At 70.9% G+C, this 21,536-nt stretch carries 18 protein-coding genes and 1 riboswitch; of the genes, 6 read left to right on the forward strand and 12 right to left on the reverse strand.

Features of this window, described 5'->3' with window-relative positions; genetic code table 11:
• Positions 1 to 5 precede the first annotated feature (5 nt).
• The 8 genes from OZ671_RS20270 to cobF all read right to left on the reverse strand — a co-directional run bounded on the left by OZ671_RS20270 (position 6) and on the right by cobF (position 8,860).
• The gene (locus OZ671_RS20270) at positions 6 to 803 is read right to left on the reverse strand and encodes a TatD family hydrolase (protein ID WP_268862431.1); all 798 of its coding nucleotides are present in this window, start codon (positions 801 to 803) and stop codon (positions 6 to 8) included.
• On the reverse strand, positions 803 to 2,350 hold the full coding sequence (gene metG / locus OZ671_RS20275; protein WP_268862432.1) for a methionine--tRNA ligase: 1,548 nt from the start codon (positions 2,348 to 2,350) through the stop codon (positions 803 to 805). The genes OZ671_RS20270 and metG overlap by 1 nt, the downstream gene beginning before the upstream one ends.
• Positions 2,351 to 2,407: 57 nt before the next feature.
• Positions 2,408 to 3,457: a DNA polymerase III subunit delta' gene (locus OZ671_RS20280; protein WP_268862433.1), complete on the reverse strand. Its 1,050-nt coding sequence runs from the start codon at positions 3,455 to 3,457 to the stop codon at positions 2,408 to 2,410.
• On the reverse strand, positions 3,454 to 4,170 hold the full coding sequence (gene tmk, locus OZ671_RS20285; RefSeq protein WP_268862434.1) for a dTMP kinase: 717 nt from the start codon (positions 4,168 to 4,170) through the stop codon (positions 3,454 to 3,456). The genes OZ671_RS20280 and tmk overlap by 4 nt, the downstream gene beginning before the upstream one ends.
• Positions 4,167 to 5,384 (reverse strand): D-alanyl-D-alanine carboxypeptidase family protein, encoded by a 1,218-nt coding sequence (locus OZ671_RS20290; RefSeq protein ID WP_268862435.1) that lies wholly within the window; start codon positions 5,382 to 5,384, stop codon positions 4,167 to 4,169. The genes tmk and OZ671_RS20290 overlap by 4 nt, the downstream gene beginning before the upstream one ends.
• A 51-nt stretch (positions 5,385 to 5,435) precedes the next feature.
• A complete protein-coding gene (locus OZ671_RS20295) occupies positions 5,436 to 6,590 on the reverse strand; it encodes a septal ring lytic transglycosylase RlpA family protein (RefSeq protein WP_268862436.1) in 1,155 nt (384 codons plus the stop codon).
• Positions 6,591 to 6,812: 222 nt separating this feature from the next.
• A complete protein-coding gene (locus OZ671_RS20300; RefSeq protein ID WP_268862437.1) occupies positions 6,813 to 8,090 on the reverse strand; it encodes an FAD-dependent oxidoreductase in 1,278 nt (425 codons plus the stop codon).
• Positions 8,087 to 8,860 (reverse strand): precorrin-6A synthase (deacetylating), encoded by a 774-nt coding sequence (gene cobF, locus OZ671_RS20305; protein WP_268862438.1) that lies wholly within the window; start codon positions 8,858 to 8,860, stop codon positions 8,087 to 8,089. Before cobF ends, OZ671_RS20300 begins: the two co-directional genes overlap by 4 nt.
• 184 nt (positions 8,861 to 9,044) lie before the next feature.
• On the opposite strand from cobF, the gene OZ671_RS20310 reads away from it, so the two are divergent.
• Positions 9,045 to 10,067: an LLM class flavin-dependent oxidoreductase gene (locus tag OZ671_RS20310; RefSeq protein WP_268862439.1), complete on the forward strand. Its 1,023-nt coding sequence runs from the start codon at positions 9,045 to 9,047 to the stop codon at positions 10,065 to 10,067.
• Here OZ671_RS20310 and cobD read toward each other — a convergent pair.
• Entirely contained in the window at positions 10,054 to 11,058 is a 1,005-nt protein-coding gene (gene cobD, locus OZ671_RS20315) for a threonine-phosphate decarboxylase CobD (protein ID WP_268862440.1), read from the reverse strand. The genes OZ671_RS20310 and cobD overlap by 14 nt on opposite strands.
• Here cobD and cbiB point away from each other — a divergent pair.
• Complete coding sequence (gene cbiB, locus OZ671_RS20320; protein ID WP_268862441.1) at positions 11,057 to 12,037, forward strand: adenosylcobinamide-phosphate synthase CbiB; 981 nt, start codon at positions 11,057 to 11,059, stop codon at positions 12,035 to 12,037. The genes cobD and cbiB overlap by 2 nt on opposite strands.
• Here the strand turns inward: cbiB and OZ671_RS20325 are convergent.
• The 3 genes from OZ671_RS20325 to cobU all read right to left on the reverse strand — a co-directional run bounded on the left by OZ671_RS20325 (position 12,034) and on the right by cobU (position 14,768).
• Positions 12,034 to 13,503 carry a cobyric acid synthase gene (locus tag OZ671_RS20325; RefSeq protein ID WP_268862442.1) on the reverse strand — a complete coding sequence of 490 codons (1,470 nt, stop codon included), beginning with the start codon at positions 13,501 to 13,503 and terminating at the stop codon, positions 12,034 to 12,036. The two genes, cbiB and OZ671_RS20325, sit on opposite strands and share 4 nt — an antisense overlap.
• Before the next feature lie 74 nt (positions 13,504 to 13,577).
• The gene (cobO, locus tag OZ671_RS20330; protein WP_268862443.1) at positions 13,578 to 14,189 is read right to left on the reverse strand and encodes a cob(I)yrinic acid a,c-diamide adenosyltransferase; all 612 of its coding nucleotides are present in this window, start codon (positions 14,187 to 14,189) and stop codon (positions 13,578 to 13,580) included.
• Positions 14,190 to 14,249: 60 nt separating this feature from the next.
• On the reverse strand, positions 14,250 to 14,768 hold the full coding sequence (cobU, locus tag OZ671_RS20335) for a bifunctional adenosylcobinamide kinase/adenosylcobinamide-phosphate guanylyltransferase (protein ID WP_268862444.1): 519 nt from the start codon (positions 14,766 to 14,768) through the stop codon (positions 14,250 to 14,252).
• A gap of 65 nt (positions 14,769 to 14,833) precedes the next feature.
• Positions 14,834 to 15,013, forward strand: a riboswitch (cobalamin riboswitch).
• Between the two features lie 214 nt (positions 15,014 to 15,227).
• On the opposite strand from cobU, the gene cobW reads away from it, so the two are divergent.
• From cobW to OZ671_RS20355, 4 genes are read left to right on the forward strand one after another with little or no spacing between them, the layout of a single operon-like run.
• On the forward strand, positions 15,228 to 16,295 hold the full coding sequence (gene cobW / locus OZ671_RS20340) for a cobalamin biosynthesis protein CobW (RefSeq protein ID WP_268862445.1): 1,068 nt from the start codon (positions 15,228 to 15,230) through the stop codon (positions 16,293 to 16,295).
• A 6-nt stretch (positions 16,296 to 16,301) separates the two neighbouring features.
• A complete protein-coding gene (gene cobN, locus OZ671_RS20345; RefSeq protein ID WP_268862446.1) occupies positions 16,302 to 19,607 on the forward strand; it encodes a cobaltochelatase subunit CobN in 3,306 nt (1,101 codons plus the stop codon).
• Complete coding sequence (gene cobG, locus OZ671_RS20350; protein ID WP_268862447.1) at positions 19,604 to 20,884, forward strand: precorrin-3B synthase; 1,281 nt, start codon at positions 19,604 to 19,606, stop codon at positions 20,882 to 20,884. Before cobN ends, cobG begins: the two co-directional genes overlap by 4 nt.
• Positions 20,881 to 21,528 carry a precorrin-8X methylmutase gene (locus tag OZ671_RS20355; RefSeq protein ID WP_268862448.1) on the forward strand — a complete coding sequence of 216 codons (648 nt, stop codon included), beginning with the start codon at positions 20,881 to 20,883 and terminating at the stop codon, positions 21,526 to 21,528. The genes cobG and OZ671_RS20355 overlap by 4 nt, the downstream gene beginning before the upstream one ends.
• The last annotated feature ends 8 nt before the right edge of the window (positions 21,529 to 21,536 follow it).

Here is a 21,536-nt window from a genome sequence, read left to right on the forward strand (position 1 = left end):
CCGCGTCACGCGCCCTGGAGCCGCTGGCCGCGATCGGCCTTGGCGAACAGGCGGTAGAAGTTGTCGGTGGTCTGGCGGGCGAGGACGTCCGGCGCGACGCCGCGGGCCTCGGCCACCACCTTGCCGGTTTCGATGACGAAGGACGGCTCGTTGGTCCTGCCCCTGTATTTGCCCGGAGCGAGATAGGGCGCGTCGGTCTCGACGAGGATGCGGTCGGCCGGCAGGAGTGCGGCGATCCGGCGCAGATCGGCTGCACTCTTATAGGTTGCAATTCCGGAAAACGACACGTATAGGCCGAGCGCGATGCCGGCCATGGCGAGCTCTTCCGATCCGGTGAAGCAGTGCAGCACCGCCTTGAAGGCGCCTTTGGCCATTTCGGTGCGCAGGATGTCGGCCACCCGCGCGTCCGCCTCACGGGCATGGATCACCAGCGGCAGGCCGGTATCGCGGGCCGCGGCAATATGGGTCAGAAATCCCTGCTCCTGCGCCTCGCGGGGCGACAGGTCGTAGTGATAGTCGAGCCCCGCCTCGCCGATGGCGACGACCTTCGGATGCGCGGCGAGAGCGGCCAGCTCGGCCGCCGTCACGTCCAGCTCCTCATGGGCATTGTGCGGATGGGTGCCGACCGAGCACCAGACGCCGTCATGGGCCTCGGCGATGGCGCGGATCTGATCAAAGCGGCGCACGCGCGTATTGATCGTCACCACCGTGCCGACGCCGGCCGCCGCGGCGCGTGCGAGCAGCGCGCCGTGATCGGCGGCAAGGTCCGGAAAGTCGAGATGGCAGTGGCTGTCGACCCACATCAGGCCGATCCCTCCGCCTTCTCGACATAACGCGGGAAGATGCCTTCGGGCGCCGGCAAGGCGGTGCCGGGCGCCAGCGGCGTCGCGAGATCGGCAAAGTTGCGCGCTTCGGCCGGCACGGCCAGGAGATCGAGCAGCCGCGCCGTTCCGAGCGGCACCGCGGCCTGGGCGAGGATCGCGACCTTCCGGATGATCTCGGCGGTGACGTAGAGCACCGTCTCCATCCGCGCGAAATCGGTCTTGCGCAGCGCCCAGGGCGCCTGCGCGGCGAAATAGCGGTTGGCGTCCGAGACGACAGTCCAGACCGTTTCCAGGTAGCGGTGGATCTGCTGGCTCGCCATCGCCTCACGCGCCGCCGGCAGCATGGCCTCGGCCGCCGCCAGGATCGCCTTGTCGTCGTCCGAGAAGGCGCCCGGCTGCGGCAGGACGCCGCCGCAGTTCTTGGCGATCATCGACAGCGAGCGCTGCGCGAGATTGCCGAGATCGTTGGCGAGATCGGCATTGGTGCGCGCGACGATCGCCTCGTGCGAATAGGAGCCGTCATTGCCGAAGGCCACTTCGCGCAGCAGGAAGTAGCGCATGGCGTCGACGCCATAGGCCTCGGCCATGGCAAAGGGGTCGACGACGTTGCCGACCGATTTGGACATCTTCTCGCCGCGGTTGAACAGGAAGCCGTGGCCGAAGACGCGCTTCGGCAGCGGCAGGCCGGCCGACATCAGGAAGGCGGGCCAGTAGACGGCATGGAAGCGGACGATGTCTTTGCCGATGACGTGCAGGTCGGCCGGCCAGCGCTGCCATTGCGGGTCGGTCGTATCGGGATAGCCGACGCCGGTGATGTAGTTGGTCAGCGCGTCGACCCAGACATACATGACGTGGCCGGGCGCGCCGGGCACCGGCACGCCCCAGTCGAAGGTGGTGCGCGACACCGAGAGGTCGGCGAGACCGCCCTTGACGAAGCTGATCACCTCGTTGAAGCGCGTGTCCGGTCCGACGAAGTCGGGATGGGCCTGGTAATGGGCAATGAGCCGGTCCTGGTACTTGGACAGGCGGAAGAAATAGGTCTCCTCCTTGGTCCATTCGACCGGCGTGCCCTGGGCGCCGACGCGGACGCCGTCGGCGCCGACGGTGGTCTCGTCCTCGGCGTAATAAGCCTCGTCGCGTACCGAGTACCAGCCCTCATAGCCGCCGAGATAGATGTCGCCGGCCGCGACCATCGCGTCCCAGATCGCCTGGCTCGCCCGGTAGTGGCGCGGCTCGGTGGTGCGGATGAAGTCGTCGTTGGAAATGGCGAGGGCCTGCGCCATGGCCCGGAAGGCCGCGGCATTGCGATCGGCCAGCTCGCGCGCGGTCAGCCCCTCGCGGGCCGCGGTCTGCATCATCTTCAGGCCATGCTCGTCGGTGCCGGTCAGGAAGAACACGTCGTGACCGTCATGGCGCATGAAGCGCGCAATGGCATCGGTGGCGATGACCTCGTAGGCATGGCCGATATGCGGGGCGCCATTGGGATAGGAAATGGCAGTCGTGACGTAGAAGCGCGGCTTCGCCATGGTGATCGTTCGATGATTGCAGTTTGAGCAGGCTTGGCGGTCAGAGAGGCTTTGAGGTCAGGTCCGACGCCGGCCAGCCTCGGCAAGCCAGCCGAAAACCTGGAAAACGAAGGGCTTGCGTTCGAGATTGAACGTGCGCACCTGCGCCGCCGCCGTGTCGATCTTCTCCCACACCTCGGATAGCGGTGCAAGGCGACGGGCGCCCTCGCCGAGGCCGGCGCGGACGCTGGCATGGATATGGTGGGTCACGGCGTCGAGGAACAGGTCGAACTGGGTATCGTCGCGCCTGGCGAGCTTGTCGCCGAGCGCATGGAGGGCCTGCGGATCAGTGGCGGGCAGGCGCGCGAGCTCGGTCTCCACCGCGGCGGCGAAGGCCGCCTGCCCGCCCTCGGCAATCTCCAGGCCGCGCCTGAGACTGCCCTCGGCGCGCCGGGCAATGGCATGGGCCTCGTCGTCAGGGATCTTCACCTCGTCGAAACTGCCGAGGCCGGCGACGAGCTCGGCTTCGCTCAGGGGCGCGAGCGGCAGGGTCCGGCAGCGGGAGCGGATGGTCGGCAGAAGCCGGCCCGGCATGTGCACGACGATCAGGAACAGGGAACGCGGCGGCGGTTCCTCGAGCAGCTTCAGGAGAGCGTTGGCGCTCGACCGGTTGAGATCGTCGGCGGCGTCGACGATGCAGATGCGCCAGCCGCCCTCGCCCGCCGTCGAGCCGAAGAAGCGGACGATCTCGCGCATGGCATTGACCGAGATGTCCTGCGGGATCTTGTCCTTGCCCGCTTCCGCGATGCGCCGTAGCGCCAGGAGGTCGGGATGAGCGCCGGCGACGATACGCCGGCTGACGGGATGCTCCGAGGCGACCGTCAGGTCCGGGACGGCCGGGGCGAGCCGCGCGGGATCGGGGTTGGCCAGCACGAACCGGGCAAAGCGGTAGGCGAGCGTCGCCTTGCCGATGCCCTGGGGGCCGCTGATCAGCCAGGCATGGTGCATGCGGCTGCCACGATAGGCATCGAGCAGGCTGCGCTCGGCTTCGCCATGGCCGATCAGCACGAAACGTTCGCGCGGGTGCGGCGCCCCGTCGAGGCGGTCGGCGGCGTTCTCCTCGATCATGACGCCACCAGCCGCGCCGGCAGGTCGAAACGGGCCAGGACCTGCTGGCGGATGTCGGCGGCAACCAGGTCGGGCTCGCGCGCGGCGTCGATCAGGCGGCAGCGCTCGGGTTCGGCCTCGACCAGCGCCTTGAAGCCCTGGCGCAGCTTGGTGTGGAAGGCGAGCCCCTCGCGCTCGAACCGGTCGAGCGTGCCCTGCTGGCGGTTCGCCACCCGGGCGAGGCCGATTTTCGGCGGCAGGTCCAGCACCAGCGTCAGGTCCGGCCGGTCGGCGCCGACGGTCAGCCGTTCCAGCGCCTGGATGAAGGCGGGATCGACCTTGCCGGCAAGGCCCTGATAGACGCGAGTGGAATCGGCGAAACGGTCGCAGATGACCCAGTCGCCGCGCTGCAGCGCCGGCAGGATGGTGCTGTTCAGGTGGTCGCGCCGCGCCGCGCCGAACAGGATGGTCTCCGCCTCCGGGCCGAAGGGCTCGGCCGCGCCGCTCAGCAGCACATGCCGGATGATCTCGGCGCCGGGCGAGCCGCCGGGCTCGCGCGTCAGCACGGCATGGATGCCGAGGCTCGCCAGGTGCTCCGCAAGACGGCGCGCCTGGGTCGACTTGCCGGCGCCTTCGCCGCCCTCGAAGGTGATGAAGCGGCCGCGCCGCGCCGGCTCCGAGGGCCTGGCCGGCGTCCTGGCGGCCGCCTTGGCCGATGTCTTGGCTGCGGTCACGGCCGGGCGACTCCGGAGCGCAGCCAGCCGGCGGCGGCTTCCCATGCCCCCTGCAGCGCCCGCTGGGAGAGCGAGCCGACGCCGACATCGGCGGCCGCATAGACAGGCACTTCCAGGGCGAGCTGGGTGCCGCGCAGCACCCGCAGCTTGCCGATCTCCTGGCCTTGCCGCACGGGCGCCCGCACCGGCCCCTGATAGACGATCTGCGCCGAGACCCGGTCGGACTGGCCGCGCGGCAGCAGCAGGCGCACGACCTTGCCGGCGGTGACCGGGACCGTGCCGGCGCTGCCGCCGAAGACGCTGACGTCGCCGATCGCCTCGCCTTCCGCGAAGAGGTCGCGCAGCTCGAATGAGCGGAATCCCCAGTCGAGCAGCTTGCGCGCCTCGTTGGTGCGTTCCTGCAGCGAACGAGCGCCCATCACGACGACGATCAGCCGTTGATTGTTCTGCACGGCCGAGCCTGCCAGATTGAAGCCGGCCTCCTCGATATAGCCGGTCTTCAGCCCGTCGGCGCCGTTATAGGTGCCGAGCAGCGGGTTGCGATTCTGCTGGCGGATGTTGTTCCAGGTGAATTCGCGCTCGGAATAGACCGGGTACCGTTCCGGATAGGTCTTGATGATGTGCTCGGCGAGCCGCGCGATCTCGCGCGCGGTGACCCGCTGCTCGGGATCCGGCAGGCCGGTGGCGTTGCGGAAGACCGAGTGGACGAGGCCGAGCTCGCGTGCCCGCTTGTTCATGAGCTGGACGAAATTGGCTTCCGTGCCGGAAATCGCCTCGGCGAGCGCGATCGAGGCGTCGTTGCCGGACTGGATGACGGCGCCGCGGATCAGATCCTGCACTTTGACGCGCGAATTGACCGCCACATACATGGACGATGTGCGCGACGGCGCCCCGCCGCGCCGCCAGGCATCGGTCGAGATCACCACCTCCTGGTCCGGCAGCAGCCGGCCCTGGCGCAATTCCTCGAAGACGATCGCCATGGTCATCAGCTTGGCAAGGCTGGCGGGAGCCTGCGCTTCGTCGGCCGCCTTTTCGAACAGCACCGATTCGGTGCCGACATCGAGCAGGATGGCGTTGCGGACGGTGGTCTGGAACGAGTCCTGAGCGGCGAGCGGGCCGATGATCGCGACCGAAAAGACCAGCGCCAGCGCCCACCGGCACCAGGCTGGCCTTCGATTCAGCTGGATTTCGTTTGCCCGTGTCGTGCCTTGCATGCCCCATGCATGGGGCGCAAGGCCGACGAAATCAAGCGTGCCGATCGGCGATCAGTAAAGGCTGCCGAGGCCGATGGTCGCGCGCGCCGGGGCGGGCGTGCCCGGCATGGCGGCGATGACCGGCGGCTGGGCCGGCGGAGCGGCATAGGCGCTCGTCACGGCGGTCGGCGCAGCCGTACCCGGCAGCGTGGCGGAACGGGTGGAGGCGGATGCCAGAGCCGGCGGCTGGCTGGGCGCGGTGGCAACCGCAGTCGGCGCCGGGGCGGCAACCGGCGACGGCGTCGGCACGGGCGCGATGGTCGGGGCGGAAGTGCTCGCGGCTGCGGCGGCCGTGGTGACGACCGGATCGGCCTGGCGTGCCGGCGCCGAGGCGACGACTGTCGTCGCGCCGCCGGCGGCGAGGCCGAGATCGAACGGCCGCTCGGGCGGCAGCGGCATGGCGTCGGTGATCTGCGTGCCGATGCCGCGATTTTCGACGACGGCCGGCTGCGGCGCGCTCTGCGGCACGAAAGACGGCGCGGCGGAGGCGACCATTACGCCCGCGCCGACGCCGCTCGGCATCGGGGCGGCGGTGCCGTCGGTGCGCAGGGTGGCGAGCAGCATGCGGTCGTCGGAGCCCTCGAGCGGGGCACGGCCGACATATTCGACCTTCACCCGCGCGACGCCGTGGCCGCGGAAATCGAGGAGATGCGAAGCACGCGACGACAGATCGACCACGCGGTTGGCGTGGAACGGACCGCGGTCGTTGACGCGCACGATGATCGAATGGCCGTTGCGCAGATTGGTGACGCGCGCATAGCTCGGCATCGGCATGGTGCGATGAGCCGCCGACAGCGCGTTCATGTCGTAGACTTCGCCGTTGGCGGTCAGGCGGCCGTGAAACTGACGGCCGTACCAGGAGGCGACGCCAACTTCCGAGTGCCCTTCCCGCTTTTCGTAGGGGGTATAGCGCCGGCCGGCGATCGTATAGGGACGGCCGACCCGGTAGACGCCGCCGCCGCGCGGGATCGGCTGGCCATCGGCGACGACGCGCGGGCTGGAATGAACGCCGTAGCGCGTGTTGAACGTATCGACGCGGCCGTTGCGGGCGGTCTGGTTCTGCGAGACGCAGCCGGTGACGAGGAGGCTGACGCCGGCGAGCACCACGGTGCGAAGCGCGGTCTTACGATCGCAGGCGAAGGCGCCGGACACGCCCGTGCTGGTCATGAAATTCAAATCGCTCGCTCCGCCGCATTCCTCGGACACTGACGGCCCGTTTTGTCTCACGTCTGGCACATGCTGCAACCGCGCATGTCATGGCCGACGTTAATAGACCCTTCCATCTTCGGGTCAAATGAGACCAAAACGTGGCGCCGGTGGCAATGCTGGACCTTGATGGTTGATGAAATCTTAACGGCGGACGCGCGCCGGCCGGATCGCTCGGTCCGATCAGGACGGGACTTTCAGCCCCGGCCGGCCGAAGGGATCGGCAATGGCGGCGGGGCTTTCGTGGGTGAGCGGGCCGGTCTTCAGCCCGGCCAGCATGCGGACCATCTCCCGCCGAAGATAAGGTATGGATTTCAACCGGTTGAAGCTCACGTCGCGCATCAGGGCGAAGGATCTCGAATCCGACTGGAAGAACGGAGTCATCAGGGCGCTGGCAGTCTGGTAGAAGCGCACCGGGCGCCGGCGGGCGCGCTCGAAGCGATCGAGCGCGGCCTGCAGATCGGGTGTCGAATCGAGCGCGTCGGCAAGCGTCACGGCATCGAGCAGCCCCTGGTTCGCGCCCTGCCCCAATTGTGGCGAGGTGGCATGGGCGGCATCGCCGATCAGCACGAGGCGGCCGTCGTGGAACCGGCCAGCGGTGAAGTGCTGATAGCTCGCCAGCGTGAAGCAATCGGGCCCGTCCAGCGCGGCAACGAGGGGCGCCAGCGCCGGCCAGAGCCTCGCGGTCTCGGCCTGCCAGCGGGCGAAGCCGTCGCGCCAGGAGATATGGTCCCCCGGCTTGAGGCTCCAGAACAGCGCGGCGAGCGGTTCGCCCGTGCCGTCGACGGTGCCGATCGGCAGATAGCCGAGCATGGTGCGGGCCGCGACGTAGCGCTGGTCGAGACGGCCGGGAGCAATGCCGATATCGGGTGCGGTGGTCCATACCGCGCCGTAGGGATAAGGCTTCGGCCGATGCGCCGCGAGACGGCCGCGCAGCTTCGACTGGGCGCCCGATGCGTCGATGACGAGCGCGAACGGGCCGGCGCGGCGGCCGGCCCCGTCGATGAGCGACAGCGCGCCGTCGGCGTGGCCGTCACCGAGACCGGCCACCGCGAAGCCGGTTTCGAGCCCGGCCGTGCCGGCCGCGAAGGCCTGCCAGAGAACGCCATGCAGGGCGGCGCGATGCACCGCGACCGCATAGAGCGCGGGATCGAGGTCGGCATAACCGAGGTCGAAAATCGTCGTGCCGCGGTCGGTCTTGCCGTGCAGGCGATCGATGCGCGCGCCGCGCCGCTCGATGGCGGCGCGCAGGCCGAGCCGTTCCAGCGCGGCAAGGCCGGTCGGCTGCAGCATCAGGCCCGAGCCGACCGGCCGGGACGCATCGAAGCGCTCGAACACCGTGACGCGATGGCCGGCCCGGTCGAGCCGCGTCGCGACCGCGAGACCGGCGATGCCGGCGCCGACAACCGCGATGGCCAGGCTCCGGCGCGGGCCGGGACCACCGCCAGGCTCAAGCCTCATGCGCGGCCGGCGTCCGCGCGGCGCAGCAGGTAGAGATCCATGATCCAGCCGCGTTCGGCCCGCGCGCGCCGGCGCTTCTCGTCGATCTCGGCGGCAACGTCGCCGAGCCGGCCGGACACGCGCATTTCCTCGGGGGCGCCGAGATAGGCGCCCCAATAGACCTGGAGATCGCGGTCGGCGACGCCCTGGAGCGCCGAACCGTCGTCCAGGAACACCACGCAATCATCCGCGCTGGCGTCGAGGTCGTGGCTGAGCCGGCGGCCGGTGGTCAGGCGCACGGGCGCGCCGATGCGGTTGAGCGGTATCCTGTGCGCCGCCGCGAGCGCCTGCGGGCTGGTGATGCCGGGAATGACCTCGACGTCGAAGGCGATCACCCCGCGCGCGAGCACCTGATCGAGAATGCGCAAGGTGCTGTCGTAGAGCGAGGGGTCGCCCCAGACGAGAAAGGCGCCGCATTCGTCGGCGCCGAGTTCGTCGCGAATCAGCGCCTCGTACAACGCGGCGCGGTCCTGATGCCAGCGATCCACCGCGCCGTGGTAGTCGGCACTCGCCTTGTCGCGTTCCGGATTGGCTGCCTTGACCACGCGGTAGCCGGGATCGCGGATATAGCGCGCGCAGATCTCCTCGCGCAGCCTGACGAGGTCTTCGGCTGCCTCGCCTTTGTCGAGCACGAAAAAGACCCGCGCCTCGTTCAGTGCGTTGATCGCCTGCACCGTAACATGTTCGGGATTGCCGGTGCCTATGCCGATCACCAGGATCTTCTTCGCCATGCTGCCCTGTCTCGTTATGCGCCCGGCCTGTCGGGGCCGGTTCGGCCCGGTCGGCCGTTCGACGCCAGCATAGCCAATCGGGCCGCGATGGACGAGGCGCGGCGCGGCAGGCCGGATAGCCAGCCGGGGCAATTGAAGCTAAGGACGCGCTTTCCTTGGGCCGTGGAGCCTCGAGAGGACGGCGATGCGCATCGATCTGGCCGGCTGGACGCGCGAGGCGACGCTGGGCGACCATCAGGCCTTCCTGTCGCTGTTCGAGCGCGCGGACCGCCTTGGTTTCGACGGCGTCTGGTTCGCCGAGTTCCATTTCCGCGAACGCCTGCCCTATCCCTCGACGCTGCTGCTGGCCGCGGCGCTGTTCGCACGGACGGAAAGGCTGAGGATCGGCACTTCCGTGCTCGTCCTGCCGCTGCATCACCCCCTGGCGCTTGCCGAACAGCTCGCCCAGCTCGATTTTCAAAGCGCCGGACGGCTCGACATCGGCATCGGCCGTGGCACCGACCCGGAAACCTTTGCCGTGCTCGGCATCGATCACGGCACGGCCCGGGAGCGGTTCGAAGCCGCCTTTGGCGTGCTTCGCGCAGCCCTGAGCCAGGGGAAGGCGAGCGCCGCCGACGGCCCCTGGCGCTTTTCGGACGTGCCGGTGGGGCCGCCGCCCGTGCAGCAGCCGCATCCGCCCCTCTATGTCGCCGGATCGACGGCGGAAACGCTGCGCTTCGCGGTGGCGCAGGACCTGCCGCTGCTGCTCAGCCTGGAGCCGCCGGAGGCGCGCCAGCTTGCCATCTACCGCGACGAGCTGGCCCGCGCCGGCAGGACGGGCGCCCTCGCCGGTTCGTCGCTGTCGCGCTATGTCTGCATCGGAGCGACGCGGGCCGAGGCGGTGGCGCGGGTCGACGACCTCCTGCCGCGGCTCCATCGGCGCCGGCTGGCCTTTGCCGCGGCGCGTGGCATCGCGCCGAGCGGTGTGCCGGCGCTCGACCGCGAGGCCGTGCTGCGCGACCAGGTCATCCACGGCGACCCCGAAGCCTGCCATGCCGCGATCATCAGGCTCCGTGAAGCCACCGGTATCGGCGCGCTGCGCTGCGTCTTCAACGGCAATGGCGTGCTCGACAACACCGCGGCCCTCGCCGGTATGGAGCTGTTCGCGGCCGAGGTTCTGCCGGCACTTCGGCGGGCCGAGGCGGCGCGACCCGCTACGGTCTGTTGACCTGCAGCGCAGCGTCGAGCCGTGCCCAGGCCGTTTCGCCGGCCGGCAGCCCGAAGCGAAGCCGGTGCGGCTGGTCCTGGAAGCGCCTGACATAGATCCCGGCCCGGCCGAGCCGGTCGAACAACGCCGGGGCCTCCGCCGTCTCCAGGAGGCGGAACAGCGACGTGCCGCCGGCAACGCGGCCGGCCCGGCCGAGCAGGCCGTCGAGCCGGGCGGCATCCGCGGCCCGGTCGCGTGCGGCGGTCCGAAGCCAGTCCGGATCGCCGAGCGCGCGGGCGCCGACATGCAGCGCCGGCCCGGCAACCGCCCAGGGGCCGAGCCGGTCGGCCAGGACCTGCGCAAGGGTCGGTTCGGCAATGGCAAAGCCCAGACGCACTCCGGCAAGGCCGTAGGTCTTGCCGAACGAGCGCAGGATGACGGTCGCCGGCGGCAGGAACGGGACAAGGCTTGCGTCCCCATCGAAGTCGGCAAAAGCCTCGTCGACGACGAGCAGGCCGCCACGTGCGGCGATGTCCTGGCCGAGCGCGGCGAGCCGCGCGGGCGGCACGATGCGCCCGTCCGGATTGTTGGGATTGACGAGCACCACCACCTGCGCGGCGTCGGCCGCGGCGGGTTCGGCGATCTCCTCGACCGCATGCCCCGCCTTGCGCCAGGTCCTCGCATGTTCGCCATAGGTCGGCCCGACCACCGCGACGCGCGTGGCGCCCGGGGCGAGCAGCGGCAGCAGCTCGATGAGGATCTGCGTGCCCGGCGCGGCAACGATGCCCGCGCGGGCCGGCACGCGATAGGCTGCACGGGCGGCATCGACCAGCGCCGTCTCTTCGGCGCAGGCAGGCAGGCGCTGCCAGGCGCTGGCGGGAATGTCGGGCAATGGATAGGAATAGGGATTGATCCCGGTCGAGAGATCGATCCAGGGCTCGGGCGCGTCGGGAAACAGCGTCCTTGCCGTCCCGATGTCGCCGCCATGCCAGATTGCCTGATGCATCGCCATGTCCGAATTCTCGCCACTCGTTCTCGCCTGCCTCGCCCTCGCGATCGAAGCGGCGGTCGGCTATCCGGGCTCTCTCTACGCGGCGATCGGCCATCCCGTCACCTGGATCGGGCGGCTGATCGCTCTGTTCGACCGGCGGCTGAACCTGGAGGGCCGGGCTTTCGCCGAGCGCAGGCGTGCCGGCATCCTGGCCGTGGCGCTGCTGATCGGTGCGACGCTCGCCGTATCGGTGGCCATCGTCGCGGTGTCAGGCTGGCTCGGCCTTCCGGGCTTCGTGCTGCTCGGTGTCGTCGCCTCCAGCCTCCTCGCCCAGCGCAGCCTTCACGACCATGTCGCCGATGTCGCGGCGGCCTTGGAGACCGGCGGGCTCGCGGCCGGACGCGAGGCCGTTGCCATGATCGTCGGCCGCAATCCGCAAAGCCTCGACATGGCGGGCGTGTCGCGGGCGGCGATCGAAAGCCTTGCCGAAAACTTCTCCGACGGCGTGACCGCTCCGGCCTTCTGGCTCGGCCTGTTCGGCCTGCCGGGCGCGGCGCTCTACAAGGCGATCAATACGGCCGATTCGATGATCGGCCACCGCACGCCCCGCCATGAAGCTTTCGGCTGGGCAGCGGCCCGGCTCGACGACCTCGTCAACCTGCCGGCCTCGCGTCTCACCGCCCTGCTGATCGTCGCGGCGGCGGCCTTCGAGGACCGGGCCGCCGCGTCGCGGGCGCTCGGCGCGATCCGGCGTGATGCCCGCCATCACAAGTCCCCCAATGCCGGCTGGCCGGAGGCGGCCATGGCCGGCGCGCTCGGCCTGCGGCTCGCCGGCCCCCGCGTCTATGGCGAGGCGCGGATCGACGACCGCTGGATGGGCGACGGCCGCGCCGAGGCGACCGCCGCCGATATCCGTCGAGCCCTCGCACTCTACCGCCGGGCCTGCATCCTGCTCTGGGCGCTGATCGCGTCCACAGCCGTTGCCGCGGCCAGCCTCTAGGGCTTCTCGCCGGCGATCGCCCACAGCCGGTCAATGTCGAGATGGCTGCCGAGATGGGCGGCGAAACGGTCGAGCACGTCCTCGACGAGGGCGTCGTAGGCGAGATCGCTGGTCGCGGCCCCCAGCCCGCCGAGCCAGGCGCGGCGCTGACGGTCACCGGCGAAAAGCCCATGGACATAGGTGCCGACAATCCGGCCGTCGGCCGATGTCGCACCATCGGTGCGCCCATCGGCGAGCCGCGCGAAGGGGCGCGCCGTATCCGGTCCGGTGGTCACGCCGAGATGCATTTCGTAGCCATCGAAGGGATGGCCGCCGGCGATGGTTGCCCCGGTGACGCGCGTCAGGTTCTTGTCCGGCGTCAGGACCGTCTCGACGTCGAGGAGCCCGAGCCCGGCGACCGTCTGCACCGGGCCTTCGATGCCATGCGGATCGGCGATGGAGCGCCCGAGCATCTGGTAGCCGCCGCACAGGCCCAGCACCCGGCCACCGCGCCGGACATGGCCGGCAAGGTCGATGTCCCAGCCCTGGCGGCGCAGGAAGGCGAGATCGTCGATCGTCGTCTTCGAGCCCGGCAGGAGGACCAGCACCGCTTCGGCGGGCAGCGGGCTGCCCGGCTCGACCAGGCGAACCGCGACGCCGGCTTCGGCGCGGAGCGGGTCGAGATCGTCGAAATTGGCGATGCGCGGCATGACCGGCACCGCCACGACCGGCACGCCCGCGGTCGCGCCTGGCCCCTGGCGCAGACCCATAATGTCCTCGGCGGGCAGCAGCCCGGCTTCGGCGAAATGCGGCACCAGGCCGATCGGGGGCCAGCCGGTCCGGTCCGCGACGAAGGCCATGCCATCGGCGAACAGCGTCGGATCGCCGCGGAACCGGTTGACGATGAAGCCCCGGATCATCGCCGCGTCGGCCGGGTCGATCACCGCGCGCGTGCCGACGAGGCTCGCAATGACGCCGCCGCGGTCGATGTCGCCGACCAGCACGACGGGCGTGCCGGTGGCGCGGGCAAAGCCCATATTGGCGATGTCGCCGGCGCGCAGATTGACCTCCGAGGCCGAACCGGCCCCTTCCACCAGCATCAGATCGGCCTCGTCGGCAAGGCGGCTGTAGGATGCCAGAACCGCCTCCATGAGACGGGGTTTCCAGTCCTGGAACTCGCGGGCCTTGGCCGTGCCGACCCGCCTGCCCTGCACGATGACCTGCGCGCCGATCTCGCTCTGCGGCTTCAGGAGGACGGGGTTCATGTGCACGCTCGGCGCGACGAAGGCCGCGCGCGCCTGCAGCGCCTGGGCGCGGCCGATTTCGCCGCCGTCGGCGGTGACGGCCGCATTGTTGGACATGTTCTGCGGCTTGAACGGCCGGACCTTGAGGCCGCGCCGGGCGAAGAGCCGCGCAAGGCCCGCGACGACGAGCGACTTGCCGACGTCGGAGCCGGTGCCCTGGATCATCAGTGCCCGTGCGCGCATGCCGCGATACTCCCTCGGGGCGGCGTCGCCGTCGTCGTGCCGCAGGCACGCCGGGCGGTCCTGCCGCCGCTCTGTCAGAACTCGATTCCTGCCTGCGCCTTCACGCCTTGCGCGAAATGATGCTTCACCAGGGCCATTTCGGTGACGAGATCGGCCATCTCGATCAGTTCGGGCTTGGCGTTGCGGCCGGTAATGACGACGTGCAGGCCCTCCCGTCGCGTCCGGAGCGCGGCGAGGACCTCGGCCAGCGGCAGATAGTCGTAGCGGAGCGCAATGTTGAGCTCGTCGAGGACGACGAGGCCGATCGTCTCGTCGGCCATCAGTTCGCGCGCCTTGGCGAAGGCACGCTCCGCGGCGGCGATATCGCGCGCCTTGTCCTGGGTCTCCCAGGTGAAGCCCTCGCCCATCGAATGCCAGGAGATGCGGTCGCCGAAGGCGGTCAGCGCCTCCCGCTCGCCGGTCGACCAGGCGCCCTTGATGAACTGCACGACCCCGACGCGCCAGCCATGGCCGAGCGCGCGCAGAATCAGGCCGAAGGCGGCGGTCGACTTGCCCTTGCCCGGGCCGGTATTGACGATGACGAGGCCCTTCTCGATGGTCTTCGAGGCGACCTCGGCATCCTGCACCGCCTTGCGTTTCGCCATCTTGGCGCGGTGGCGCGTGGCCTCGTCGGTCTCGTCCGTCATCATCATCCTCATGTCCCGGTCATCGGCAGCCGCGCCGCCACCGGCGGCCCGGTTTCGTCGTCATTTCACGGTCATCGGCAGTCCGGCAACCATGAAGATCACGTGGTCGGCGACTGCCGCAAGCTCCTGGTGGAGCCGCCCGGCCTCGTCACGGAAGCGTCGTGCCAGCGCATTGTCGGGCACGATGCCGAGCCCGACCTCGTTCGAGACCAGGATCAGCGGGCCGTCGAAGGCCTGGACCGCGGCAACCAGCCTCGCCCGCTCCACCGGCAGGTCGGCCTCGGCGAGGAGCAGGTTGGTCAGCCAGAGGGTCAGGCAATCGACGAGCACCGGCGTGCCGGCGGGCGCAGCGCCGAGCGCGCCGGCAAGGTCGCGCGGGGCATCGACGGTCTGCCAGCCGGCGCCGCGCCGCGCCCGGTGCTCGGCGATCCGCGCCCGCATCTCGTCGTCATAGGCCTGCGCCGTGGCGACATAGCGCCAGGGCGCCGGCCGGGCCGCGATCAGCGCTTCGGCATGGCGGCTCTTGCCGGAACGCGCGCCGCCCAGCACCAGGGTCACGGATCGGGTGGAACGCGTCATGGGATCCCGGGGTTCGGCCGATGGAGTGAGGCGCGCACTCATTGCAAATCACGGCGCGGGCCGGTAGTGCTAAAACTCGACGGTGCCTCTTCGATGAGGTGAAAAGGGAACGTGGTGGAAAACCACGGCTGCCCCCGCAACTGTAAGCGGCGAACCGAAGCCAGAGGCCACTGGGCGCGTCCCGGGAAGGCGGCGGAAGGTTTAGACCCGCGAGCCAGGAGACCTGCCGTCACCAGTGCTTCTCATGGGCCCATCGAGCGGGGTGTTTCGATGGCAACCGGTTCGGGCCGACAGGCCCGGCTTCGTCCTTGGGAGCGTTTCCGGCTGAGGCCGGCTGCCTGACGGAGCGTGCCGTGACGAGACCGACTGCTTTTTCTGCCTCCCCGCCCGATGCGCCATGCCGGCCTTGCTGAATTCGCCGCTGCCGCCATCCATTTGTCCAGGATCCCGGGATCTTCCATGACCAGCTCGTCCACCGGCTCGGCGCCTGCCAAGGCCTCGCTCGCCAAAGTCCCCTGCACCATCGTCACCGGCTTTCTCGGCGCCGGCAAGACCACGCTCGTCCGGCACCTGCTCGAGAACAATGACGGCCGCAGGATTGCGGTTCTCGTCAATGAATTCGGCGACATCGGGTTCGACGGTTCGTTCATCGAGGGCTGCGGCATCGCCGGCTGCACTGCCGAAGACATCGTCGAGCTGCCGAACGGCTGCATCTGCTGCACGGTGGCCGACGATTTCGTGCCGGCGCTGGAAAAGCTGCTCGGCCGGGCGAACCCGCCGGACCATATCCTCATCGAGACATCCGGCCTCGCCTTGCCGAAGCCGCTGGTCAGCGCGTTCAATTGGCCGGCCATCCGCAGCCGTGTCACCGTTGACGGCGTCATTGCGGTGGTCGATGGCCCGGCGGTTGCGGAAGGCCGCTTCGCCGACGACCCCGCGGCCCTTGCCGCCCAGCGCCAGGATGACGGCGCGGTCGATCACGACAACCCGCTCGAGGAAGTGTTCGAGGACCAGATCCTCTGCGCTGATCTGATCCTGCTCAACAAGGCGGATGCGATCGACGCGCCGACGCGCGCCCGGGTGCGCGCCGAGATCGAGGAACATCTGCCGAAGGCGATCAAGATCGTCGAGACCGCGCATGGCAAGGTCGAGCCGGCGCTGGTAGTCGGCCTCGGCGCGGCGGCCGAGGCCGACCTCGCCGCCCGCCCTTCGCATCACGAGACCGAAGCCGATCACGATCACGACGATTTCGAGAGCCACTCCTTCCCGGTGGCCGCGGTCGCCTCGCCCGAGGTCCTGGCGGCGCGCGTCGCCCAGGCTGCCGAGGCGGCAGGCGTGCTGCGGCTCAAGGGCTTTGCTGCGGTCGGCGACAAGCCGATGCGCCTGGTCGTCCAGGGCGTCGGACAGCGCATCGCCCATCACTACGACCGCGCCTGGGCGCCGGGCGAGACCCGCGCCGGACGGATCGTCGCGATCGGCCTCAAGGGGTTCGACCGCGATGCCGTCGAAGAAGCGCTCGCCGGCTGACCGCTCATGCATATCCTGCCCGCCAGCACCGTGACGCTCGACGAGACCGACCAGGCGGTCGATCTCGACCAGGCGCCCGGCGACGTGGTGGTGCTGTCCTTCGCCGACAGCGATCTTGCCGCGCTGTCGGCCGCGGCGGCCGGCCAGGCGCTCGACGTCAGGCTGGCCAGCCTCAGGCGGCTGAAACATCCGCTCTCCGTCGACCTCTATGTCGAGAAGACCGTTTCGCGCTCGCGCTTCGTGCTGCTGCGTTGCCTCGGCGGGCGCGACTACTGGCCCTATGGGCTCGACCAGGTGGCGGCGATCTGCCGGGAGGCCAGGATTCCGCTGGCGGTCCTGCCTGGCGACGAGCGCCCGGACGAACGGCTCGCGGCCCATGGCACGGTCGATGCCGGATTGCAGCGCGACCTCGCCGCCTATTTCGCGGCGGGCGGCGTCGACAATATGCGCCGCCTGCTCGGCCGGATCGCCTCTCATCTTTCGCCCGGCGGAGCCGGCGCGGCGGCGGAGCCACCATGCCCCCTGCCGGCGCTGTTCGGCTGGAACGCACGGTCCGGGGTGGCCGACGCCGCTGAGGAACTGGCCGCTGCGCCGGCGGATCGCCCGCTCGCGCTGGTTCTCGTCTACCGGGCAAGCATCGCGGCCGATGATACCGATCTCGCCGCGGGCCTCGCCGACGCCCTTTTCGGGCGCGGCCTCGCTCCTGTCGTCCTCGCCCTCACGAGCCTCAAGGACGAGGCGGCGAGCGGACCGCTGCGGAGCCTGATCCGCCGACGCCGGCCGGCGATCATCGTGACGACCACTGCCTTTTCCGCGCGCGACGGCGCCGATTTCGTGCTCGACGCCGCCGATTGCCCGATCCTGCAGGCGATTCCCGTGGGCAGTCCGCGCGACGCCTGGCTCGCCTCGCCGCGCGGGCTGTCCGCGGTCGATCTCGCCATGCAGGTGGCCCTGCCGGAATTCGACGGCCGGCTGGCCGGTGCGGCGATCGGCTTCAAGCAGGAAACGGGCGATGCCGCGACCGGCCTCGTCACGCGCCGCATGGTCGCCGACGCGCAGGGCCTCGCCGGTCTTGCGGAACTCGCGGCCGCCTGGGTGGCGCTGGCCGCAAAACCGGCCGGCGAGCGCCGGCTCGCCCTGGTGCTCTCGGACTATCCCGCGCGCGGCGGCCGGGCGGGCTTCGCCGTCGGCCTCGACACGCCGGCGAGCGTCGTCGCCATCCACCGCCTGCTCGCCGGAACCGGCTACCGGGTCGGTGAGTGTCCGCCGGCCGCGCTGATCATGCCGGCGCTCACCGAGGGCGAAACCACTTTTGCCGTTCCGGCAGGCCTTTACGAGAATTTTCTCGCGCAAATTCCGGCCGCCGCACGCGATGCGCTTCTGGCGGCGCATGGCGCGCCGGAGACCGATCCGGCCTTTGCGGATGGCGCGTTCCGGTATCGCGCGCTGATCCTGGACGGGCTGATCGTCGCGCTGCAGCCGGCGCGCGATGCCGGTCCTGACCGCAAGGGCGGCTATCACGACCCTGATCGCCCGCCGGGGCACGGCTACCTCGCCTTCTATTGCGGCCTGAAGGCGGTGGCCGGCATCGATGCGCTCATCCATCTCGGTACGCATGGCACGACCGAATGGCTGCCCGGAAAGGCCGTCGCCCTGTCGGAAGCCTGCTGGCCGCGGATCGCCACCGGCGCTCTGCCGGTCATCTATCCCTATGTGGTCGACGATCCCGGCGAGGCCGCGCCGGCCAAGCGCCGGCTTGGCGCGGTGACGCTCGGCCACCTGCCGCCGAACCTTGCGCCGAGCGGCCTGCACGGCGAGAGCGCCCTGCTCCGCGACCTCGTCGAGGAATATGGCGCGGCCGAGGTGATGGATCCGCGCCGCGCGGCATTGGTGGCCGGGGAAATCCGCACGCGCGCCGAGGCATCGGGGCTCGCAGCGGCCTGCGGCGTCACCGCCGACCAGGACATGACCGCGGCGCTGACCGCCCTCGACGCCCATCTCTGCGATCTCGCCGAGACGAGTTTCCGCGATGGTCTGCACGTCTTCGGCGAGGCGCCCGACGATCCTGCCTCGGCGGCCAGCGAACGGCACAACCTCGTCCGGGCCCTCGGCGGGCGGTTCGTGACGCCCGGTCCGGCCGGCTCGCCGCATCGCGGCCGGCCCGACGTGCTGCCGACCGGCCGCAATCTCGCAACGCTCGATCCGCGCGCCATTCCGACCCGCGCGGCCAGCCGCCTCGGCGCCGCGGCGGCGCGGGCCGTGCTCGACCGCCACCTGCAGGACGAGGGCGACTGGCCGCGCCGCGTGGTCATGGATCTCTGGGCATCGCCGACATTGCGCTCCGGCGGCGAGGACATTGCCCATGCCCTGGCGCTGATGGGGGTGGAGCCGGTCTGGCATCCGGTCTCGACCCGCGTCACCGGCTTCACCGTCCTGCCGCTCGCCCGGCTCGACCATCCGCGTGTCGACGTGACCCTGCGCGTCTCGGGCGCGTTCCGCGACACCTTTCCCGAACAGATCACCTTGCTCGACGCCGCCGCGCGCGCCGTCGCCCTGCTCGACGAGGAGGATGCCTGGAACGAGCCGGCCGCGGCGCGCCGGCGTGGCGCGCACGGTGCACGCATTTTCGGCGCCGCTCCCGGCCGGTTCGGCGCGGGGGCCGGCGGGCTCGCGCTCGACGGCGTCTGGCAGGAGGCCGCGCAGCTCGGCGCAGCCTATCTCGACGCTTCGAGCCACGCCTTCGGCGGCGCAGAAGCCGCCGGTGCGCCCGATCCGGGCTTTGCGGCGCGGATCGCGGCCGCCGACGCCTTCATCCATGTCAGCGACGTCGCAGGCCGCGACATCCTGGAGGCATCGAGCGCGGCGGACGGCATCGGCGGCTTCGTCGCGGCGGCGGCGAGCCTCGGTGCCCGTCCGCGCGCCTACAGCCTCGACACCTCCGTACCGGAACGGCCGAAACCGCGGACGCTCGGCGAGGATCTCGCGCGCATCGTCCATGCCCGGCTCGTCCATCCGCGCTGGATCGACGGCCAGTTGCGCCACGGCTGGCGCGGCGCGGCCGAACTCGCCGAGGCCGTCGACAGCCTGTTCGTCTACGCGGCGACCACGCCCGACGTGCCCGACGGCCTGTTCGACGCGGTGTTCCAGGCCTATCTCGGCGACGACACCACGGCGGCGCGGCTGCGCGAGGCCAATCCCGCGGCCTACCGGGCAATCCTCGCGCGTTTCGCCGAAGCGCGCCGCCGGGGGCTTTGGACGAGCCGCCTGAATTCGGCGGCGGCGCTGCTCGACGCCACCGAGGCTGCGCCATGACCGCCGCCCGTCCGACCGCGCTCGTCCGCGGCTGGTGCCCGGGCGCCCTGAGGCCGATGGCGACCGGCGACGGCCTGCTCGTCCGTCTGCACCCGCCGGGCGGACGCCTCACCATCGCCGATATGAGATGCATCGCCAGGCTGTCGCGCGATACCGGCAATGGCCTGATCGACTTGACGGGCCGCGGCAATCTGCAGATCCGCGGCGTGAGCGCCGAGAGCCACCCGGCCCTGGCCGAAGGCCTCGTGACCGCCGGTCTGGTCGCGCCTGACGAGACCGATGGGCCCTATCGCCTGACGATCGTCTCGCCGCTCGCCGGGCGCGATCCGGCCGAGATGTTCGACGCGGCCGCCCTTGCCGCCGCCATCGAGGCTCTGCGTCCGGGGCTCGCCGGCCTGCCACCCAAGATCGCCGTGCTGGTCGATGGGGGCGGCGCCTTGCCGCTCGACGGCGAGGTTGCGGAACTGCGCCTGCGCGCCGCTGCGCCGGAGGAGGTGCTGGTCGGCCTCGCCGGCGGGGCCTGGTTCGGGCCGGTGCGCCTGGACGTGGTGCCCGCCCTGGTCGCAGGCCTGCTGCGGCTGGCGGTCGAAGGGCGCCGGGCAAGCCCGGCCGCGGTGCGGCGGCTTTCCGATGTTCCACGCGGCGCGCTGGAAGGAACACTTGCGCGGTTCGGCGGCCGGCGGGCGGCAGCGCCGCCCTGGCGGCCGGCCGCTGCGCGCGCCGGCCTGGTGCGGGACCGCGCAGGCACTTCGGCGCTCCTGTTCGGCGCCCCGTTCGGTCGCTGCGACGCCGATGGTCTGGAAGTCCTTGCCGGACTTGCGGAAACGGCGGGTGCCGATGGGTTCGGCCTTGCGCCCTGGCGCGGTTTCGCCATGACCGGCCTGGCACGGCGGGAGCGGGTCTCCGCCGGGATCGCGGCGGCCGGCTTCATCCCCCGCACCGTCGCCCCCCGCCTCGTCGTGCGCGCCTGCCCCGGCGCTCCGGCGTGCAGCCGCGGCGAGGCGCCGGCGCAAGCCGACGCGGCGCGCTTTGCCGCCGCCGCGGCGGCCCGGATCGCGGACGGCCTGACCGTGCACGTATCGGGTTGTGCAAAGGGATGTGCCGGCGCGGGGATTGCCGACCTCACCCTGGTCGGGCATGAGGGGGCCTATCAGATCGTTCTCTCCGGCACCGCCGGCGGCCGGCCGGTCGCGCGGCTCGATGCCGCCGGCCTCGTGTCGCTCCTCGCCCGGCCCGGCGGGATCGATGCCCTTGTTCCAGGAGTTTCGTCATCGTGACGACCGCCGAGGCGGCAGACCGCCAATCCTATCTGCGTGACGGCGCCGAGATCTATGCGCGCTCCTTCGCGATGATCCGCGCCGAGGCCGATCTTGCCCGCTTCGAGGGTGCGGCCGAGCGCGTCGTGGTGCGGATGATCCATGCCTGCGGCATGACCGACCTGCCCGGCGACGTCGACATGTCCTCCGACTTCGCCGGAGCTGCCGAGGCGGCGCTGAAGGCGGGCGCGCCCATCCTGTGCGATGCCAAGATGGTCGCCTTCGGCATCACCCGTGCGCGCCTGCCGGCGCACAACGCCGTCATCTGCACGCTCGACGATCCGCGCGTCGCGGACATGGCGCGCGCCGCCGGCACCACGCGCTCGGCGGCCGCCATGGAGCTCTGGCGCGAACAGCTTTCGGGCAGCGTCGTGGTGATCGGCAATGCCCCGACATCGCTGTTCCGCCTGCTGGAAATGTTCGACGCCGGCGCGCCCCTGCCGGCAGCGGTGATCGGCATTCCCGTCGGGTTCATCGGCGCCGCCGAATCCAAGGCGGCGCTGGCCGCCGACCGGCGCGTGCCCCATCTCGTCGTGCACGGCCGGCGCGGCGGCTCGGCCATGGCCGCGGCCGCGGTCAACGCGCTCGCGAGCGCCCAGGAGTGATGCGTGGT

The sequence above is a fragment of the Phreatobacter sp. AB_2022a genome (assembly GCF_026847585.1).
Taxonomy (GTDB): domain Bacteria; phylum Pseudomonadota; class Alphaproteobacteria; order Rhizobiales; family Phreatobacteraceae; genus Phreatobacter.

Excerpts from the sequence above, each read along its gene's own strand:
- OZ671_RS20270 (WP_268862431.1), bottom strand. The coding sequence starts at position 803 with ATGTGGGTCGACAGCCACTGCCATCTCGACTTTCCGGACCTTGCCGCC.
- metG (WP_268862432.1), bottom strand. The coding sequence starts at position 2,350 with ATGGCGAAGCCGCGCTTCTACGTCACGACTGCCATTTCCTATCCCAAT.
- OZ671_RS20280 (WP_268862433.1), bottom strand. The coding sequence starts at position 3,457 with ATGATCGAGGAGAACGCCGCCGACCGCCTCGACGGGGCGCCGCACCCG.
- OZ671_RS20290 (WP_268862435.1), bottom strand. The coding sequence starts at position 5,384 with ATGCAAGGCACGACACGGGCAAACGAAATCCAGCTGAATCGAAGGCCA.
- OZ671_RS20295 (WP_268862436.1), bottom strand. The coding sequence starts at position 6,590 with ATGACCAGCACGGGCGTGTCCGGCGCCTTCGCCTGCGATCGTAAGACC.
- OZ671_RS20300 (WP_268862437.1), bottom strand. The coding sequence starts at position 8,090 with ATGAGGCTTGAGCCTGGCGGTGGTCCCGGCCCGCGCCGGAGCCTGGCC.
- cobF (WP_268862438.1), bottom strand. The coding sequence starts at position 8,860 with ATGGCGAAGAAGATCCTGGTGATCGGCATAGGCACCGGCAATCCCGAA.
- OZ671_RS20310 (WP_268862439.1), top strand. The coding sequence starts at position 9,045 with ATGCGCATCGATCTGGCCGGCTGGACGCGCGAGGCGACGCTGGGCGAC.
- cbiB (WP_268862441.1), top strand. The coding sequence starts at position 11,057 with ATGTCCGAATTCTCGCCACTCGTTCTCGCCTGCCTCGCCCTCGCGATC.
- cobD (WP_268862440.1), bottom strand. The coding sequence starts at position 11,058 with ATGGCGATGCATCAGGCAATCTGGCATGGCGGCGACATCGGGACGGCA.
- OZ671_RS20325 (WP_268862442.1), bottom strand. The coding sequence starts at position 13,503 with ATGCGCGCACGGGCACTGATGATCCAGGGCACCGGCTCCGACGTCGGC.
- cobO (WP_268862443.1), bottom strand. The coding sequence starts at position 14,189 with ATGACGGACGAGACCGACGAGGCCACGCGCCACCGCGCCAAGATGGCG.
- cobU (WP_268862444.1), bottom strand. The coding sequence starts at position 14,768 with ATGACGCGTTCCACCCGATCCGTGACCCTGGTGCTGGGCGGCGCGCGT.
- cobW (WP_268862445.1), top strand. The coding sequence starts at position 15,228 with ATGACCAGCTCGTCCACCGGCTCGGCGCCTGCCAAGGCCTCGCTCGCC.
- cobN (WP_268862446.1), top strand. The coding sequence starts at position 16,302 with ATGCATATCCTGCCCGCCAGCACCGTGACGCTCGACGAGACCGACCAG.
- cobG (WP_268862447.1), top strand. The coding sequence starts at position 19,604 with ATGACCGCCGCCCGTCCGACCGCGCTCGTCCGCGGCTGGTGCCCGGGC.